Source organism: Hymenobacter sediminis, from assembly GCF_003231285.1.
Lineage (GTDB): Bacteria > Bacteroidota > Bacteroidia > Cytophagales > Hymenobacteraceae > Hymenobacter > Hymenobacter sediminis.
The window spans coordinates 100,775-116,769 of record NZ_QKNS01000006.1 but is presented as its reverse complement, the minus strand read 5'-3'; the positions used below and the strand labels follow the sequence as shown (position 1 = coordinate 116,769).

At 57.6% G+C, this 15,995-nt stretch carries 16 protein-coding genes; 8 read left to right on the top strand and 8 right to left on the bottom strand.

Annotation, left to right across the window (positions count from 1 at the left end):
• The first annotated feature begins 10 nt into the window (after positions 1 to 10).
• From DNI29_RS16370 to DNI29_RS16355, 4 genes are all read left to right on the top strand, one after another.
• Positions 11 to 634, top strand: coding sequence for an NAD(P)-dependent oxidoreductase (locus tag DNI29_RS16370; protein WP_110979210.1), 624 nt, complete (start codon positions 11 to 13; stop codon positions 632 to 634).
• An 80-nt stretch (positions 635 to 714) separates the two neighbouring features.
• Positions 715 to 1,284, top strand: coding sequence for a Crp/Fnr family transcriptional regulator (locus DNI29_RS16365; RefSeq protein WP_110979209.1), 570 nt, complete (start codon positions 715 to 717; stop codon positions 1,282 to 1,284).
• Between the two features lie 77 nt (positions 1,285 to 1,361).
• A complete protein-coding gene (locus DNI29_RS16360) occupies positions 1,362 to 2,099 on the top strand; it encodes an SDR family oxidoreductase (protein ID WP_110979208.1) in 738 nt (245 codons plus the stop codon).
• A 49-nt stretch (positions 2,100 to 2,148) separates the two neighbouring features.
• Positions 2,149 to 3,099, top strand: a complete 951-nt coding sequence (locus DNI29_RS16355; RefSeq protein WP_110979207.1) for a quinone oxidoreductase family protein — start codon at positions 2,149 to 2,151, stop codon at positions 3,097 to 3,099.
• A gap of 204 nt (positions 3,100 to 3,303) precedes the next feature.
• Here DNI29_RS16355 and DNI29_RS16350 read toward each other — a convergent pair whose 3' ends face one another.
• The 3 genes from DNI29_RS16350 to DNI29_RS16340 form a co-directional block, all read right to left on the bottom strand.
• The gene (locus DNI29_RS16350) at positions 3,304 to 3,696 is read right to left on the bottom strand and encodes a DUF4260 domain-containing protein (protein ID WP_110979206.1); all 393 of its coding nucleotides are present in this window, start codon (positions 3,694 to 3,696) and stop codon (positions 3,304 to 3,306) included.
• 115 nt (positions 3,697 to 3,811) lie between these two features.
• A complete protein-coding gene (locus DNI29_RS16345) occupies positions 3,812 to 4,408 on the bottom strand; it encodes a Crp/Fnr family transcriptional regulator (RefSeq protein ID WP_110979205.1) in 597 nt (198 codons plus the stop codon).
• A 51-nt stretch (positions 4,409 to 4,459) separates the two neighbouring features.
• Positions 4,460 to 4,822: a winged helix-turn-helix transcriptional regulator gene (locus DNI29_RS16340; protein ID WP_110979204.1), complete on the bottom strand. Its 363-nt coding sequence runs from the start codon at positions 4,820 to 4,822 to the stop codon at positions 4,460 to 4,462.
• Positions 4,823 to 5,058: 236 nt separating this feature from the next.
• Between DNI29_RS16340 and DNI29_RS16335 the strand changes: the two genes are divergently transcribed.
• Positions 5,059 to 5,694 carry an FMN-dependent NADH-azoreductase gene (locus DNI29_RS16335; RefSeq protein WP_110979203.1) on the top strand — a complete coding sequence of 212 codons (636 nt, stop codon included), beginning with the start codon at positions 5,059 to 5,061 and terminating at the stop codon, positions 5,692 to 5,694.
• Between the two features lie 192 nt (positions 5,695 to 5,886).
• On the opposite strand, the gene DNI29_RS16330 is transcribed toward DNI29_RS16335, so the two are convergent.
• Positions 5,887 to 7,815: a PAS domain-containing sensor histidine kinase gene (locus DNI29_RS16330; protein ID WP_110979202.1), complete on the bottom strand. Its 1,929-nt coding sequence runs from the start codon at positions 7,813 to 7,815 to the stop codon at positions 5,887 to 5,889.
• Positions 7,816 to 8,105: 290 nt separating this feature from the next.
• Between DNI29_RS16330 and DNI29_RS16325 the strand changes: the two genes are divergently transcribed.
• The 3 genes from DNI29_RS16325 (at position 8,106) to DNI29_RS16315 (ending at position 9,968) form a co-directional block, all read left to right on the top strand.
• Positions 8,106 to 8,639 carry a YbhB/YbcL family Raf kinase inhibitor-like protein gene (locus tag DNI29_RS16325; RefSeq protein ID WP_238388124.1) on the top strand — a complete coding sequence of 178 codons (534 nt, stop codon included), beginning with the start codon at positions 8,106 to 8,108 and terminating at the stop codon, positions 8,637 to 8,639.
• 214 nt (positions 8,640 to 8,853) lie between these two features.
• Complete coding sequence (locus tag DNI29_RS16320) at positions 8,854 to 9,729, top strand: helix-turn-helix transcriptional regulator (protein ID WP_110979200.1); 876 nt, start codon at positions 8,854 to 8,856, stop codon at positions 9,727 to 9,729.
• Between the two features lie 26 nt (positions 9,730 to 9,755).
• Complete coding sequence (locus DNI29_RS16315) at positions 9,756 to 9,968, top strand: hypothetical protein (protein WP_110979199.1); 213 nt, start codon at positions 9,756 to 9,758, stop codon at positions 9,966 to 9,968.
• Between the two features lie 136 nt (positions 9,969 to 10,104).
• On the opposite strand, the gene DNI29_RS16310 is transcribed toward DNI29_RS16315, so the two are convergent.
• The 4 genes from DNI29_RS16310 to DNI29_RS16295 all read right to left on the bottom strand — a co-directional run bounded on the left by DNI29_RS16310 (position 10,105) and on the right by DNI29_RS16295 (position 15,510).
• Positions 10,105 to 11,724: a DHA2 family efflux MFS transporter permease subunit gene (locus tag DNI29_RS16310; RefSeq protein ID WP_110979198.1), complete on the bottom strand. Its 1,620-nt coding sequence runs from the start codon at positions 11,722 to 11,724 to the stop codon at positions 10,105 to 10,107.
• A 22-nt stretch (positions 11,725 to 11,746) separates the two neighbouring features.
• Positions 11,747 to 12,355, bottom strand: a complete 609-nt coding sequence (locus DNI29_RS16305; RefSeq protein WP_110979197.1) for a hypothetical protein — start codon at positions 12,353 to 12,355, stop codon at positions 11,747 to 11,749.
• Positions 12,356 to 12,407: 52 nt separating this feature from the next.
• Positions 12,408 to 13,709 carry an HlyD family secretion protein gene (locus tag DNI29_RS16300; protein WP_110979196.1) on the bottom strand — a complete coding sequence of 434 codons (1,302 nt, stop codon included), beginning with the start codon at positions 13,707 to 13,709 and terminating at the stop codon, positions 12,408 to 12,410.
• A 100-nt stretch (positions 13,710 to 13,809) separates the two neighbouring features.
• A complete protein-coding gene (locus DNI29_RS16295) occupies positions 13,810 to 15,510 on the bottom strand; it encodes a TolC family protein (RefSeq protein ID WP_162303638.1) in 1,701 nt (566 codons plus the stop codon).
• Positions 15,511 to 15,995 lie beyond the last annotated feature (485 nt).

Below are 15,995 nucleotides of genomic sequence, written 5' to 3'. Positions count from 1 at the left end.
TCTCCTGAATATGAACCTGACCATCATCGGGGCATCCTCCGGCGTGGGGCTGCTGGCCGTGCAGCAAGCCCTAAGCCAGGGCCACCGCGTCACGACCCTCTCGCGCACCGTTGCTACCTTACCCGAGCATCCTGGACTAACCAAAGTGGTGGGCAGCGCCACAGTAGCGGCGGACCTACGCCGCGTCTTGCCTGGAGCAGAAGCCGTGCTCATCACCGTGGGCACCGCTAAGAAAAATGCTACCCCCCTCTTTACCGACACTGCACGGGCCCTGCTTGAAGCCACTGCTGACATGCCACTGACAGCCCCTGTGTTAGTACTAACGGGTTTCGGGGCGGGAGGCAGCGCGCCCTACCTAAACTGGTGGATGCGCCTGGCTATTCGCTGGTTTATGCAGCCTGAGTACGACAACAAGACGCAGTTGGAAGAGTTGCTAGCCGCTAGTGCTCTGTGCTGGGAAATCGTGCGGCCGGGCATGCTCACCAATGGGCCGCTGGCCCCCTACCAAGTGCTGCCCGACCTAACCCCCAGCATGCAGGTAAGCCGCATCAGCCGGGCCAGTGTAGCTGACTTTATGTTGCGGCAAGCCCAGCAGCCCACTTTGCTTTATCACTACCCTGCTCTCACCGGCTAAGCCGGGTGGTACAACACTTCGCTCGCTCTTTTTTGCCAAATGGCAATTACAGCCTTGTTTGGCCCGCGTAACTTGCCCCAATGGACGAATTTCTTGCGTATATCTTGCAGTTTGGCTCGCTCAACCAGCAGCAATTGAATTTGATTGCCGGTAAAGCTACCCCCTTGTCTCTGCGCAAGGACGCCTACTTGCTGGAGGCCGGGCAGATACCCCGCCAGGTAGGGTTCGTACTCGAAGGCGTGATTCGCATTTGCTACTACAACAACCACGGCGACGAAATTACCCGCAATTTCATCGACGAGCATCACCTGGCCACGGACCTGCGGGCACTTGAGTACGGATTGACTTCAACTGAGTACTTGCAGGCCGTGACCGACTGCCAGCTCCTGGTATTTGCCAAGCGCGACTGGGAAGAACTGGCCCATACCATTGCGGGTTGGAACGACATCATGAACCGGATTACAGCCCAGCACCTACGGGAAAAGCTGGTGCGTATCAGCCCCATGGTAGCTCAGGATGCCACAACTCGCTACCTGGAGTTTCTGGCCAACTACCCCCGGCTGGCTAACCGTATTCCCTTGGCTTATCTGGCCTCCTTTCTGGGCATCACGCAGTCTTCGCTGAGCCGAATACGCAAGCAACTTCGCTAAAGACGCTTTTTGCCAAATGGCAAGTGCCGGCCGTTTTAGCCGCCAGACCTTTGTGGGGTACTTCAATTACCCCAATTATGAAAACCGTCTTGATTACCGGCGCCAACAAAGGCATCGGGTTAGAAACCGCTCGTCAGCTGGCCCAACAGGGCTACCACGTATTTCTGGGTAGCCGCAACTTAGCTAAGGGCCGGTTGGCCGCAACACAACTTCAGACCGAGGGCTTATCCGCAGTGGAAGCCATTGAGCTAGACGTCAGCAACGCCGAATCCGTCCGGGCTGCCCGCGCCGAAATTGGCCGCAAAACCCAGGTACTCGATGCACTCGTCAACAATGCCGCCATCACGGGCGGCATGCCACAAGCAGCCACTGGGGCCAGCGTCGCCACGTTCGAGGACGTATTCAACACCAATGTGTATGGCGTGGTACGGGTTACGCAAACCTTCCTCGATCTGCTGCAACAGTCGCCCCAGCCCCGCATCGTCAATGTCGGCTCCAGCGGCGCCTCATTAACCCTGAACAGCGACCCCACCTGGAAATATTACCACCATAAGGGAGCGGTGTACCCTGCCTCCAAGGCGGCGCTGCATATGTACACCATTGTGCTGGCCTATGAACTGCGCGACACGCCCTTCCGCGTGAATGCCGTGGACCCGGGCTTCACGGCTACCGACTTGAACAACCACCGCGGCACGGGCACCGTGCAGGAAGCCGCCACCCGAATAGCGAAGTACGTGCTGGTAGGCGACGAGGGTCCAACGGGCAAGTTCATCAGCGAAGAGCATACGCCGGGAACGGGTGAAATTCCTTGGTAAGCCCAGAAGCACTACCCCTGAACACACCCTTAAACCACCCCATGCACGCATGCTAGCAGTACAATTTCCTAAGCACGGCGAGGCCGACGTATTGCAATTAGTCGACTTACCCTTGCCTCAGCCAGGAGCGAACGAGGTCTTGATTAAGGTAACAGCCGCCGGAGTCAATTACGCCGACATCTGGCAACGAAGAGGCGGCGGCCCCCGGCCCGTTGCGTTACCCTACGTGCCTGGCTACGAGGTGGCTGGCACCATTGCGGCAGTAGGCAGCGGGGTGTTGCAAGCTCAAGTAGGCCAACGGGTAATGGCCCTGCTGCCCAGCGGTGGGTACGCGGCCTATGTGGTGGCGCCCGCCGCGCAGGTAATTCCTCTGCCCGCCGGGCTGGGTTATGCCCAGGCCACAGCCTTGCTCTCGCAGGGCCCCACGGCGGTAGGGTTGCTTAATACGGGGCATTATGCATCCGTGCTGGTGCTGGCGGCGGCCGGGGGCGTTGGGTCCTTGCTGGTGCAGATAGCCAAAAACCGGGGGCAGCGGGTAATTGCGGCTGTGGGCAATGAAGCTAAAAAGGCGGCGGCACAGGCTAGCGGGGCCGATGCCGTGGTGAGCTACGCCGATGCCGACTGGGTGCAGCAAGTGCGCGCGGCCACAGCTGAGCTGGGCGTGGATGCCTCGTTTGATGCCATAGGCGGCCAGGTGGGGGCACAGGCTCTGCAAGCTCTTAGCATAGGGGGTACTGGCGTAGTGTATGGCGCAGCCAGCGGTGAACCAACCAAGCTGGACGCGCAGCAGCTCATGGGGCAGCGGCAGGCCGTGCGGGGGTACTCGCTCTTCGGCGAAATGGACAAACTTGGTAGCTACATGGAGGAATTGCTGGGCTACTTTCAAGCTGGTAAGCTGCACCTGCCCGTCCAGACCTACCCCGTTGCTGAGGTGCAAGCCGCGCAACAGGCGCTGGAATCCCGTCAAACCCAAGGAAAAGTAGTGCTGCTTTTCGAGTAGCAGCTGCAGTTCAGGCCCGATGGCCCTACCCCATCCATCTTTCCAAACCCTGACAGAACTCACCGACGCTACCACTACAGAAGTAGGTAGCTCGGCATCGAAGCGTTTTGTTGCAAAGGCATACCAAGGTGGCAGACGAGTGCTTTTCCACAGGCTGTGAGCACCCCTGGCAGACTAGCCAACCAGACAATATTCCCCTGGCGACTAAAGTAAGGAAGTAGTTTGGGCGAGTATTGGACGTTGCTCTTCTGTGCCTATATGGTCTAGGTGCGTGTCGCGGAATCCGGTACCGTACTTGAGGCCATAGCCCAGCAGCCGATCAAAGGCGCTGTGAAAGAGCAGTATTGTGCCCGCCAGCAACAGCACAGGCTGAGCCAGCCACCAACCCGCAAGGCCTACCGCCACGGCCAATGCCTTATGGTGGGCGATGTTATAGCAAACGGCTCCTACGCGGGGTCCGGCCAGGTAGCCAACCATGCTCAGATCGGGGAGCAGAAAGGTAGCAGGTAGCACCCACCACGCATAAGGCAGGTAGGCAAAGACGGTCAGGGCAAGCAGGGCTTGGGCTAGCTCTTCCAGTTTCAGCAGGGTTTTCATACGCGGGAGGCAAGAGAGATGAATAAAAATGACTCTTGCAAAAGTCTGCCCGCGCAGTACCAACCAACGATAACAAAAGCTAAGAAATATCAGCGTCAGGTGCCTCCGGCATTGGCTAGGTATTCTTGCCAGAGTTACGCGCTACGCGGCTCCGGATGCGGCTTAGCGAGACGGGCGTAATGCCCAGGTAGTTTGCTATCAGTTGCTGGGGGATGCGTTCCAGAATTTTGGTTTTGCCGCCCGTCAGCAAGGCGCGGTAGCGCTCCTCAGGCGAGAGCAGCAAATGCTCAGTCAGGCGGGCGTCCGTGCCGAGCATGTGGTATTCGGCCACTAGGCGCCCAAACCGCTCGTATACCGGCCGTTCCTCATAGAGCTGACGCAGCCGCGCATAGTCAAATACGACCAACTCCGTGTCGGTAAGGGCCTGAATGCTGAGCTGGCTGGCCTGCCCCGTCAGGCAGCTCGGGTAATCGCCCAACAGGTGATTTTCAAAAAAGAAATAGGTAGTGCGCTCATCCCCGTCGGGGCGGGAGTAATAGAGCCGGCAGCTACCACTGAGTAGCAGCGCTAACTCAGGACGGTACTCGCCCGCTTGCACAAAATGCTCCCCGCGAGCCAGTTGGCGCGGGCGCAGGGCCTCGGCCAGCGGCTGCCAGTCGGCATCCGTGAGCGAGGGAACAAAACGATGGAGGTAGGCGCGTAAGGGGTGCATGGCAATGGAGGGGTAGGGAGCCGTCAGGTAATTGTCAGCAGCGCGACTCGGCTACTCTGATGCCGTACTGCCCGCCGCATCTAAGCGCTGCTGATGCTGCAGGCCCCAGGTTTTCAAAACCTCAATCACAGGGTCAAGTGTGCGCGCATAAGGTAGCGCGTGGTATTCCACGAGTACGGGCGGGCCGGGGTGCACCGTGCGGGCAATAAACTGATGGGCTTCCAAATCCTTTAATTCTTTGGCCAGCACTTTCGTGGAGATGCCCGGCACACTACGCTCCAAACCGCGGAAATGCCGGGTACCGGCATTGAGCGCCACAATGATTTGGAGCTTCCATTTGCCATTAACAACCAGCAAAGCATTGCGCAAGGCCTGCATGGTCAGGACGCATTCAGAAGTTTCGGAAGTAGTCATAAGCAGAAGAAGGAAGGCAATAAAGGGGCCTAGGCCTGATTACGTGCAGGTAATCAGGCTACCAGCACGTAATCTGAAGTGGTAGCAAAGTACGAACAAAGAGACAGCTGATTACTTGAGGTAACCTGAGTGCCAGGCATTATTCCTGGTAGCGCAGTGGGCGGGCAGTTGTCCGTGGCCGACGGGCCAAGGGCAGCCAGCACGCAGTTTATCATCTCTTTACCCCCTACCTTTTTATGCAGATTCTGCACATCATTTCCAGCGCCCGTGGGGCCGAGTCCTACAGCACGCGCCTTAGCCAAGGCATCATCGACAAGCTAACGGCCGCTGACCCCAACAGCACCGTGGTGGTGCGCGATGTAGCCACCCAGCCGTTTCCTCACCTCGAAGAAGCGCATCTGCAAGCCTACTTTGCGCCGGCCGAGGGTCGCTCGCCCGAGCAGCAGCAGGCCGTACGTCATTCTGATGAGGCTATTGCACAAGTCATGGCGGCCGACGTCCTCGTCATTGGGGTGCCCTTCTACAACTTCAATGTTCCCTCCTCCCTGAAGTCGTGGCTTGACCACCTCACAAGGGCAAACATCACGTTCCGCTACACGCCCACCGGCCCGGAAGGACTCATCACGGGTAAGAAGGTGTACCTGGCCGTTGCCAGCGGCGGCATCTACTCCGAGGGGCCCATGCAGCCCTACGATTTTGCTACCCCCTACTTGCGCTGGATGCTCGGTTTCCTGGGCATGACCGACGTGACCGTGGCCCGGGCCGAGGGAGTCAAGTTGCCGGAATATGAACCCACCGCTCTGCAGAAGGGGCTCGACAGTGTAGTTGTGCAAACAAGATCTGCCGAGCCGGCACCGGCAGCTTCCTTCTAAACCGGTTTCCAGCCGCTGCTCTGCCTGAGGCGGGGCAGCGGCTGGAATTAGGTTGCTATCCCCTACCCTTAGGCGAGGAGGTAGGAGCACGCATCTGGCCCAGGATGAAGCGGGCCACTGTGAACCGAGCCAATGGGGTTTTCGGCCAGCCCCCTACCCTGGCATTTAGCTTGTACTTCGGCCCTACTCCTACTATTGCAACGCCCCTACACTGTGCGTTTGCCCTAGTTGAATACGGAAGGTGGCGCCCTCGCCTGGCTGACTTGCTACCTCCACCGTGCCGCCGCTGGCTTCCACAATTCGCTTCACCAGGTACAGCCCTACCCCGCTGCCGGGAGTGTGCGTGTGCAGCCGGCGAAAAAGCTGAAACAGCTCTGCGCCGTACTTGTGCGCATCGAAGCCCAAGCCATTGTCCTGAACCTCCAGCACGAACCGGCCCTGCTCTCCGCGCACCGAAACATGGATGCAGGCCGGCCGCGCCGGATCGGCGTACTTGAGCGAGTTGCCCACGAGGTTAAGCAGGACGGTGCGCAAGTTGGCGCGGGCAAAAGATAGCGCCGGGCGCGCCGCAAAGTCAGTTGTGATGCGCGCCTGAGCTACTTGCACCTGCGGTTCGAGGGTAGCAATTACTTCAGCCGTCAGGTCGGCCAAGGAAACCAGTTCTGCAGGCGCATTGCTTAGCTGCTGAGCTTGGCCCAAGGCGGCCAAATCGTCGATGGTGGTGCTTAGCTGCTGCAAGGCCTCCCGCACCATGGGTACAAGCAACTGTTCCTCAGCGGGGTCGGCAAAGGTGACGCTCCGACGCAACTCCTCCAGCAAGCTAGTCAGGTTGTTGACTGGCTGCTTAAGGTCGTGGCTGGCAGCGTACACAAAATTGTCGAGGTCCTGGTTCGTGCGCATCAACTGCTCATTGGCTTGTTTAAGCTCTGTGATGTCGATGGCTGATCCCACGTAGCCATAAAGCTCACCGTTGGGGTAAAAGCTGGGCGCCCCCTGCGCCAGAAGCCAGCGATACTCACCGTCGTGGCGGCGCATGCGGTGCTCCTGGGCGTACATCGATCGGGTGCTGATAGCCTCTACCAGGGCGCGTTGGGCCTGTTCCAACTCCTCGGCCGGCAGGTAGGCCGACCAGCCCGTGGTAGTATATTCCTCCAGCCCTACCCCCACAAAGTCCAGAAAGGCTTGGTTGGCATACCGGAGAGTTGTATCCGGATTGACGGCCCAGACTTGGTTGGGCGCCGCGTCAGCCATGATGCGGAAGCGAGCTTCGCTCTCACGCACGGCCGCTATGGCTTGCTGCTGGGCAGTGACTTCAAATACGAACGCAAGGATGCCGTTCACCTGGCCATGCTCGTCGCGGCGGGCTTGATAAACAAACGTGAAATAACGGTCTTCCATCACTCCATCACTGGGCCGGGGCATAGGAATAAGCATAGCCTGCTCCTCGTGCGACTGCCCGGTTTCGTACACCTCGCGCAGCATGGCAGCCACGGGGGTACCCTCAAATTCGGGGAGCGCCTCGAAAACGGGTCGCCCCAGAAGGTCGCGGCCGGTTAGCAGCTGCTGGTAGCCGGGGTTAACGAACTCAAACACCAACTCTGGCCCCGCCAGAATGCAGATGCCAGCCGGCGCCTGCTCGAAAATGGTAGTCAACTCCGCCCGCTGCGCTTCGGCCTGTGCCCGGGCCGCCCGCTCGCGTGCCTGGCTCTGGCGAAGAGCCTCCTCTACCACGCTGCGGTCTTGCTCCTGGCTGAAGGAAAAGCTCACCAGCAACTGTTGGCCCACCCGCTGGCCGTTGACGCGGCAGTAGGTGTCGTGGCTGGGACCTTGGTAATTCATCTCGAAGTGACGCGGCTCCGAGGAGTTGTAGGCTTCGCAGTGGAAGGTAAAAGCGGCAAACGGCGCCGGCTCCGGAAATACCTGCCGGAATGTGCCCGTAGGTTGGGCAGGCAGGTTTAGCATGCGTTGGGCCGCCGGGTTGAGGTAGGCAAACGCAAAGTCTACAATTTGCCCGGCCGCGTCAGTCAGGGGCGTATAGCACACCACTCCACTAATAGAAAGCTCAAGCAGCGCCGTTAAAAATGTGTCGGGCGGAGCGGCGTAGGGAAGAGAAGAAACCACGGCAGGCAGCGCTGACAGCGAAGAAAGAGGTGAGAAAAGGTGCGTAGTTAGTTGGGGCTCCTACGCCTTAAGAAGGCGCAAGGTACATAGTTATCAGAGTGAAAGTTAGCGTGCCTCCGCTTTCAACTTGCGGCAGACGTGTAGTCAGTTCCTCTGCACAACTGGCGTTTGAATTGGACTTTTAGCCACACTTTTTGGCCTTTCCGCAATAATTAGCCCGGTTGGGGGCAGGTAGTTTTGTGCTGTTCAAACACAGTTTACCAACAGCATTCACGCAACCCATGAAAACGATGGCAACTACTCTGGCCGCATCTGCATTGCTAAGCACCAGCGCTCTGGCGCAAACCTTCACCCTAAAAAGCCCTGAGCTAGGGGGCCAACTAACCAACAAGCAGTATCTGAACGGAATGGGCTATACGGGCGAAAATCAGTCGCCGGCTCTTACCTGGGAGCATGCCCCTGCCGGCACCCAAAGCTTTGCCGTTACCATCCTGGATCTGGATGCTCCTACCGGCAGTGGCTTCTGGCACTGGGTAGTGTTCAACATCCCCGCCAACGTAACAGAGCTCAAGTCGGGCGCTGGCGACCTGAGCAAGCACCTGATGCCGGCTGGTGCAGTACAGAGCAACACCGACTTCGGTCAGCCCGGCTATGTGGGTGCTGCCCCTACCCCCGGTCCGGCGCACCGCTATCTGATTACTGTGCTGGCCTTGAGCAAAAAGTTGGACTTGGATAAGAATGCTACCCCGGCCTACGTCGCCTTCAATTGCGGCAGTATCACGCTAGGCAAGGCCTCATTGCTGGTCTACGGACAGAAGAAATAATCTCGGGGTAGTATATACCTGGTAGCAAAAAGCGCTTTATTCGTGATGAGGCGCTTGCCACCACCCCATTGCCAAGTTATAACTAGGTTTCCACGCCAGTGGTAAAGAATCTCAGATAGTACCTGCTACCTGATATTCTTTACCACTGGCGTGGCGTTGGTAGCAACTAGAGAGTACCCTAAGCAGTGTGCCTCTGCTATTCAATAAAGCTTCCATGAAACAGTTTCTGTTACCTGATGATATAGTGGCCCGCACAGCCGCGGGCATGGCGCGCCCGGATACCTACCTCATTCCTTATGAAACCAGCTCGAATAGGGAGCGCAGCAAAATCACGATGCGCTACCACTTGTTTAGCTTTTTAACGCAAGGCGAGAAGGTAGTGACGTATCCGACAGCAACGGCGCGCATTGGCCCTGGGCAGTTTCTGCTACTATCCGCGGGCAACTGCTTGATGAGTGAAAAGCTAGCTTCTGCCAACCACTCCTATAAAAGCATGCTGCTCTTTTTCTCGGATGAGGCCTTAACCGCTTTCTTTCTGAAATATCCGAACCTGGAGCGGTTAGAAACTCCCCCTTTTGCCCCGCCCCCCTTCCATGTGTTCAATGCTGATGAGTTTCTGACCAACTTTGTCTGCTCCTTGAAGCTGCTTCTTGGAAACGGCACCGAATGGGACGCCAGTCTACAGCAGCTCAAGCTGGAAGAGCTGTTGCTGTATGTAAGCCGACAGCAGCCCGCAGCCTTATCAGCCCTGAGAGCCAGAGTAAGCGAAACGGCCGAAAACCAACGCATCCGAGAAGTTATGGCCGCTGACCTACCCACCCACATCACGGTGGAGGATCTGGCCTTTCTGTGCCATTCCAGCCTTTCCACATTCAAGCGGCGCTTTGCTAAGCTCTATGGCACCTCTCCTAACCGGTGGCTAACCCAGCAACGGCTAGCCATTGCGGCTCAACTGCTCCGGCAGGGCACACTCAAAACCAGCGACATCTACGATCAGGTAGGATACGAGAGCATGTCCAGCTTTATCCAATCCTTTAAACAAGCGTATGGGATAACGCCCAAAAAGTATCAGATGCAGCAGCCGGTCTAGCAAGTCCGCCCAATACAGACTCGGTTTTGTACCCTTCTGACTCCGGGCTGTATTTCCCTACCCTGGCAAGCATACACTACACGGACCTGCTTTATGACTTCGTGGAACTGCCTGCCGCCGTCACGGACCTGTTGCACACCTCCCCCGTCCAGCGTCTGCGCAGCCTTCACCAGGGCGGAGCAATTGTCCTAGGCAACCCAGCTCTAAACTATACTCACTTTGAGCACCCGGTGGGTTAGATACTACACTTATCCAGCGTTTGGGCAGCAACCTACAAAAAAGTAGCACCTTGGCAAGAAAGCTCAGATTCAGGCTAGCGACATGTAGAAACATAGTAGTTAAGCCTTAAAATGAGTTCACGTAACACAGATGAGCTTATCCGGGGGCAGCTTCTCCATCTTTGCCCGGCTTGTTGGCGCGCATCATAAAAACCAGCGGAAGCGAGAGCAGACACGCAAAACCGAGCAGGTAAAAGGAATCTACATAAGACAGAATGTTGGCTTGCTGCTGCACTGCATCGTAGATGGTAGCTTGTGCGCGTTGGGCGGCATCCACCATGCTACCATCCGCGGCGCTTTGGCTGGTGGTTAAGTTTTGCAAACTGGCTTCGTATTCAGGATTCGAATAGTTGAGGCCATCAATGAGGCGGCTCTGGTGAAACTGAGTGCGCCGCGCAATGAGGGTAGTAATAGCGGCAATGCCGAAACTGCCGCCTAATGACTGCGCTAGGTTGATAAGGGTAGCCGCCTGGTTGGTTTTGTTTTTGGCAATGCCCACGTAGGCAGCTACACTGATGGGGACGAATAGGAAGGCTAAGCCCAAACTCTGGTAAACGCGCGCCTTGGCAACACTGGCAAAATCGATATCCGAGCTAAGAACATGGGCATAATTAAATAAGGCAAAAGCACTGATAACCAAGCCAAACAGAATCATCCAACGGGCTTGTACTTTTCCTGAGAGCAGCCCGACTACGGGCATAAGCAGCAGTACAGCCGCCCCGCCCGGCGAAATAGCTAGCCCACTTTTTACGGCCGTGTACCCCAGCAAATTCTGCAGAAACAAAGGCAGTTGCGTAGAACTGCTGAACAGCACCGCCCCAACAGCAAACATAATAAGCACCGCAGCGGCAAAGTTGCGGTGCCGGAGCAGTTTCAAATCAATAATGGGGTCTTTGGAGCGCAACTCCCATATCACACCTGCTCCCAGCGCAACGGCAGCTACCAAGCTTAGCCCGGTAATAAGTCCTGAAGTAAACCATTCTTCCCGCTCGCCGCGGCTTAGTACGAACTGCAGAGCGCTGAGACCAACGGCCAGTAAACCAAGCCCAACGTAGTCTACATTCAGACCACCGGCCCATTTAGCGGCTTTCTCTTTCACCAGCGCTGGTGGGTCCTGCACCAGAATAGAAACCAGAAAAGCAGTCATCAGGGCTACTGGTACGTTCACAAAAAACACCCAGTTCCAACTAGCGTTATCCACGAGGTAGCCGCCGAGCGTGGGACCGACGGTAGGCGCTACTACCGTGGCTACGCCGTAAGCTGCAAACGCCAGCCCACGCTGTGCCGGCGGAAAGGTATCAGTCAGAATAGCTTGCGCCATGGGCGAGAGCATGCCGCCGCAAAGCCCTTGTACTACCCGCATAAACACCAGAAACCCAATACTCGGTGACAAGCCGCACAGCAACGACGTGCCTCCGTACGCCAGCAAGCAAATTGAAAATAGGCGCTTACGCCCCACCACCGTTGCCAGAAACCCCGCCACTGGTAAGACTACTGCCTTGGCAACCAGCTGCGACGTAACTACCCAGGTTACTTCATCTTCGGCCGCGCTCAGGTTGCCGCCAATCTGCGACAATGCCACTGATACGCTGGTATCGTCGAGCACTTCCATGAACGTAGCCATGGCTACCGTCACCGCGATAATCCATTTAAGGTTACCTCCGTGGCTATTGGTGGCGCTATCGACGGGCTTTTTCAGAGTTTTGGTTGCACTCATGACGTGAACATCAGGGAGGCTGCTATTGCGGCCTAATATGCAGGTGGGTGCGCAGCCGCGTTACGGCTTCCTGGTAGTGGGCCACGAAGTCGGCCAGGATTTCTTCGCGGGTCACACTCTCGATTTCGCGGCCTTCGGTCCAGGTACTCAGTAGCTCGATAGTTTTAGTGCGGGTTGGTTTTTTATCGTCCTTCTGGTCGCCCTGCGCTTCATCACTGTCTGGTTCATCTTGTGATTCCTGCTCCTGACCATCCTTATCGGCATCCTGTTCATCTTCAGTGTTGTTAGCCGGTTTGTCATCCAGCTCGTTTTCTTCAAACCAACAGTGGATATAGGGCGTCACGGTTTCCACGCGGGCTTCGGCCACCACCGCATACTGGAACTCTACGGGCCCTTCCGGACGGTGTACTATCAGGTAGATGCGGTTTTGATCGAGGCCGGTTTCGCAGGTGCGCCCATGCTGGTGCAGGGCCTGAGCAGCCGCTTCCAAAGCCGGGCGCGCGACGTCCGTATAAAAAGTACCTTGCCGGGTCAGATTGTGACTGAATGCCTGATTTTCACGGTCTACCGTGGCGAAGAACTCATTCAGATTCGCCTGCCACTGCTCCGTTACTTTGGGTTGGGTCTCCATATAAGATATAATCAGAGTAGGTAAAACGCCGGTTGCTTGACGCCACCAGGCGTTACTGTCCATTCGAACGCGAGGGGACAGTGCCGTTTCGAGGCGCGACAGGCTTCTCCGCAGGTTCCGCGCTGATATCCACTTCCGGCACCACCGACATACCCGGAGCGAGCAGGTGCAGGTTAGGCTGCCCATCGAAGACAATTTTTACGGGGATGCGCTGCACTACTTTCACGTAGTTGCCGGTGGCATTTTCAGCGGGTAGCAGGCTGAAACGCGCTCCGGTGCCCCGCTGAAAGCTTTCTACCCTTCCCCGAAAGGTTTCACCAGGGTAGGCATCTACTTCTAGCTCCACAGGTTGCCCGGCCCGCATCTTTTCTAACTGGGTTTCCTTGAAATTGGCCGTCACCCATAACTGGCCATAAGTGAGGGCCATGAGCTGCTGGCCCACTGCCACAGTCTGCCCCTCGTCCACGGCCTTGCGCGTGACGCGCCCGGTTTCGGTGGCGTAAATTTTGGTGTACGATAGCTGCAACTGAGCCTGAGCAGCAGCGGCCTGAGCTTCGGCAATTTGAGCCTGGGCCACGCTAATTTGCTCGGCGGCTTGGCGGTAGTCGTTTTCGGCTTGGGTTACGCCGGCACGGGCCTGCCCCTCTTGCGCCCGCGCGGTTTGGGTGCGCTTGCGGGCAGCATCTGCTTGGGCTGCCGTAGTATGGGCTGCCGTTAAGGCTTGGTCGTAGCGCTGGCGCGACACGGCATCGGTTTTGTAGAGCTCGGCATAACGCTGCTCATCGCGGGCATCACGAGACGCTTGGGCTTGAGCGGCCCGCTCTTCGGCTTGGGCCTGCTCCGAAGAGGCAATGGCAGCGGCAAGTTGGGCGCGCTGCTGATCAATTACGCTCCGCCGCGCCGTGGCGGCTCGCGCCGATGCTTCCCGCTGGGCCTGGGCACTACCCACGGCTGCTTGGGCTTGATCGAGGCGAGCTTGGTAGTCCCGCGGGTCCAGTTCCAGCAGTAAAGTACCTGCCTGCACCTGCTGGTTGTCGCGCACATACACGCGGTAGACGGTGCCCGCCGTCCGGGAGCTTACCCGCACGGCGTCACCTTCAATAAAAGCATTGTCCGTGGACTCGTGGGCGCGGGCGTGCAAATAGTAGCGAATGCCAAAAAACAAGGCCGCCAGTAGCAATAGCAGAGCTCCAATTACAAACCATGGCCGCTTGTAAATGGGTGTTTGGGTAGTTTCATCGGGTGCATCGTCGGGATGCTGCTCCACTCGGCGCCCTCGGGCTCTGACATCCGGAGCGTCGGAAGGGTCAGCCAGTTGCCGCCGGGCCGCGGGTTGGGTTGTAGAGTGTGCCATTGGGCGGATAGATAAGGAGAGTGTGGTTAGCGGCTTCCTTGCTTTCGTACGTGGGGGCGGCTGAAGGCAGCCGAACAGTAAGCCTACTTTCTACTTGCTGTTAAAGCCGAAAAGACTGGGCGGTGCCGGTAGCTGCCGCAAAATTGAGCCGTGCCGCACCGTACTGGGCCAGCGCCTGCACCCGTAGGGCCCGGGCATTGGCTAGGCCGGCTTGCGCCTCCAGCACTTCCGTGTTGTCGGCCACCCCGGCCCGAAAGCGTTGCGTGGCAAGTTCCAGCTCGCGGGTAGCCAAGCGAAACTGTTCTTCACTGGCCCGAACTTGCTCGGCTCCTAGGCGCCAACCAACCAAGGCCGTACGCACGTCTTGCTCCACCTGCCCGCGGCTATTACCCAATTCCCATTCAGCTTGCCTCTGCCGACTCAGCGCTGCGTTGATTCGGCCGCGGGTGTAGCCGCCATCAAATACCGGCACGCTCAGCTGTACCCCATATGTGCGGGTAGCGCGGTCATTTCGGAAAGGAGTATTCGCTGATTGGCCATAGTCACCGACAGCATTTACGATGGGGTAGCGAGCGGCAGCGCGGGCTTTGCGGTCAAGGGCCCGCTGCTCAATGGTTTCCTCCGCAATGCGGGTATCTAGACGTGAAGCCAAAGCTTGTTGCACAGCGGCTTCTACCGAGGGTAGGGCGTCGGCTCGAATGGTTAAGGTGTCCGTAAGGTGGGTAGCACTTCCTTGGGGTAAGCCAATAGCGCGCTCCAGGTCGAGGCGGGTTTGCTCGGCGTTGGCTTCGGCCTGCACCACGCGCAGGCGCTCTTGCGCTGCCCGGGATTCGGCGCGTACTAGATCAATGCCATTGGCTACCCCGGCGCGACGCTGCTTCAGGGCAAGCTCTTGCAAGGAGGTAGCCAGTTGGTAATCAGCGCGGGCAGCCTGCACTTCCAGGTTGCTGCGCTGTGCAGTAAGGTAGGCTAATGCCACAAACGTAGCTACTTGCTCACGGGCAAGCTGAGCGGTCAGATCGGCAACTTGCACGGCCGATTTGCTGCTTTTGTATTCGCGCAGCGCGGCCAGGTTGAGAATAGTCTGGGAGAAGTTAAGCCGGGCATCAAATGTATTGAAGGGACCCACAAAGGAAGGAATGGGAGCAGCGCCCCCACCCATACCGCCGCCGCTCATTTCCTCTCCACCGCCTCCGCCTAGCCCTTGCGCCGCCAGGTTGAGCGTGCGGTTTTGCTGGTAGGCAGTGCCCGTGATATTGGGTAGTAGGAAAGAGCGCACTTGCTGTTGCAATGCCCGGGCTTCTTCAGCGCGCTCAGCAGCAAGCAGGGTAGTTAAGTTATTTTCCAGGCCAATGGCAATGGCTTCAGCTAAGTTTAGCTGTTCTGGAGCTACCGCTACTACGCGGGCCGCACCTGTTTGTACCCCTAGGCTGCTCGGGCTACGCAAGCTACCGCCTACCGGAGCCCGCGGCGTGGTGGCCCCCCTCGGCTCACCGAGGGAACCAGCCTCACTTCGGCCTGAAGTTGGGGGTGCGCCTTGGCCTCCAGTGCTGCGCTGCCCTGTTGCACCGCCTGAGTTTGAAGAAGCAGGTAGGCGGGGTTGGGCAGTAGGTGATTGTTCCGTTGATTGCTGCTGGTTGGTTTGCTGCATCTGCTGGCGCCGACGCTGCAATTCTTGCTGCTGTTGCTGGCCGGCTGGGGGCCCTCCAAATCCCTGCTGGCTTCCGCTTTGCGGTTGGGCGTTGCCGGGAGCCGTAGCTGGCTGAGAGCCTTGGGCCCTCACTTCTGAAACGATGAGCATTAACAGACACAGCCCAGTTACGGAAGAAATACTTCGGTATCTGGGGTTGGCAATCACATTCATGAATCGGAACAGGCAGCAGTGGATACTTAGTAAACCAGCGCCCAATGCTAGGGGCTAATAGCACTCAACGATAAGTATTGATTAGCGTTGGTATTAGATCCTGCCTATTCGTAGTTGACTTTACATTTCCCGACTGCACAGGCTCGGTAAAGGGGCATTATGGAACCGTAGAGCGCGCTAATGCATGCCCACTGAATGTGCTCGATTAAAGCCAAGTTGCCTCTGGGCAGGAAGAAGGCTATGCTTCTTGCTCTACGTCTTGGCTAGGGCGTGAAGGGATATTACCTAGCCGTAGATTCGCATTCTCTGAACTGAAAAGAAGCGACGAGTTAAAGCATCTGAACTTTTCGCCGGACCTTTGGGGTATGCACTCTCAGGGCTAGCTCATTTTCGGAGCTCCACCAGCCACCCCGCTTCCTTTT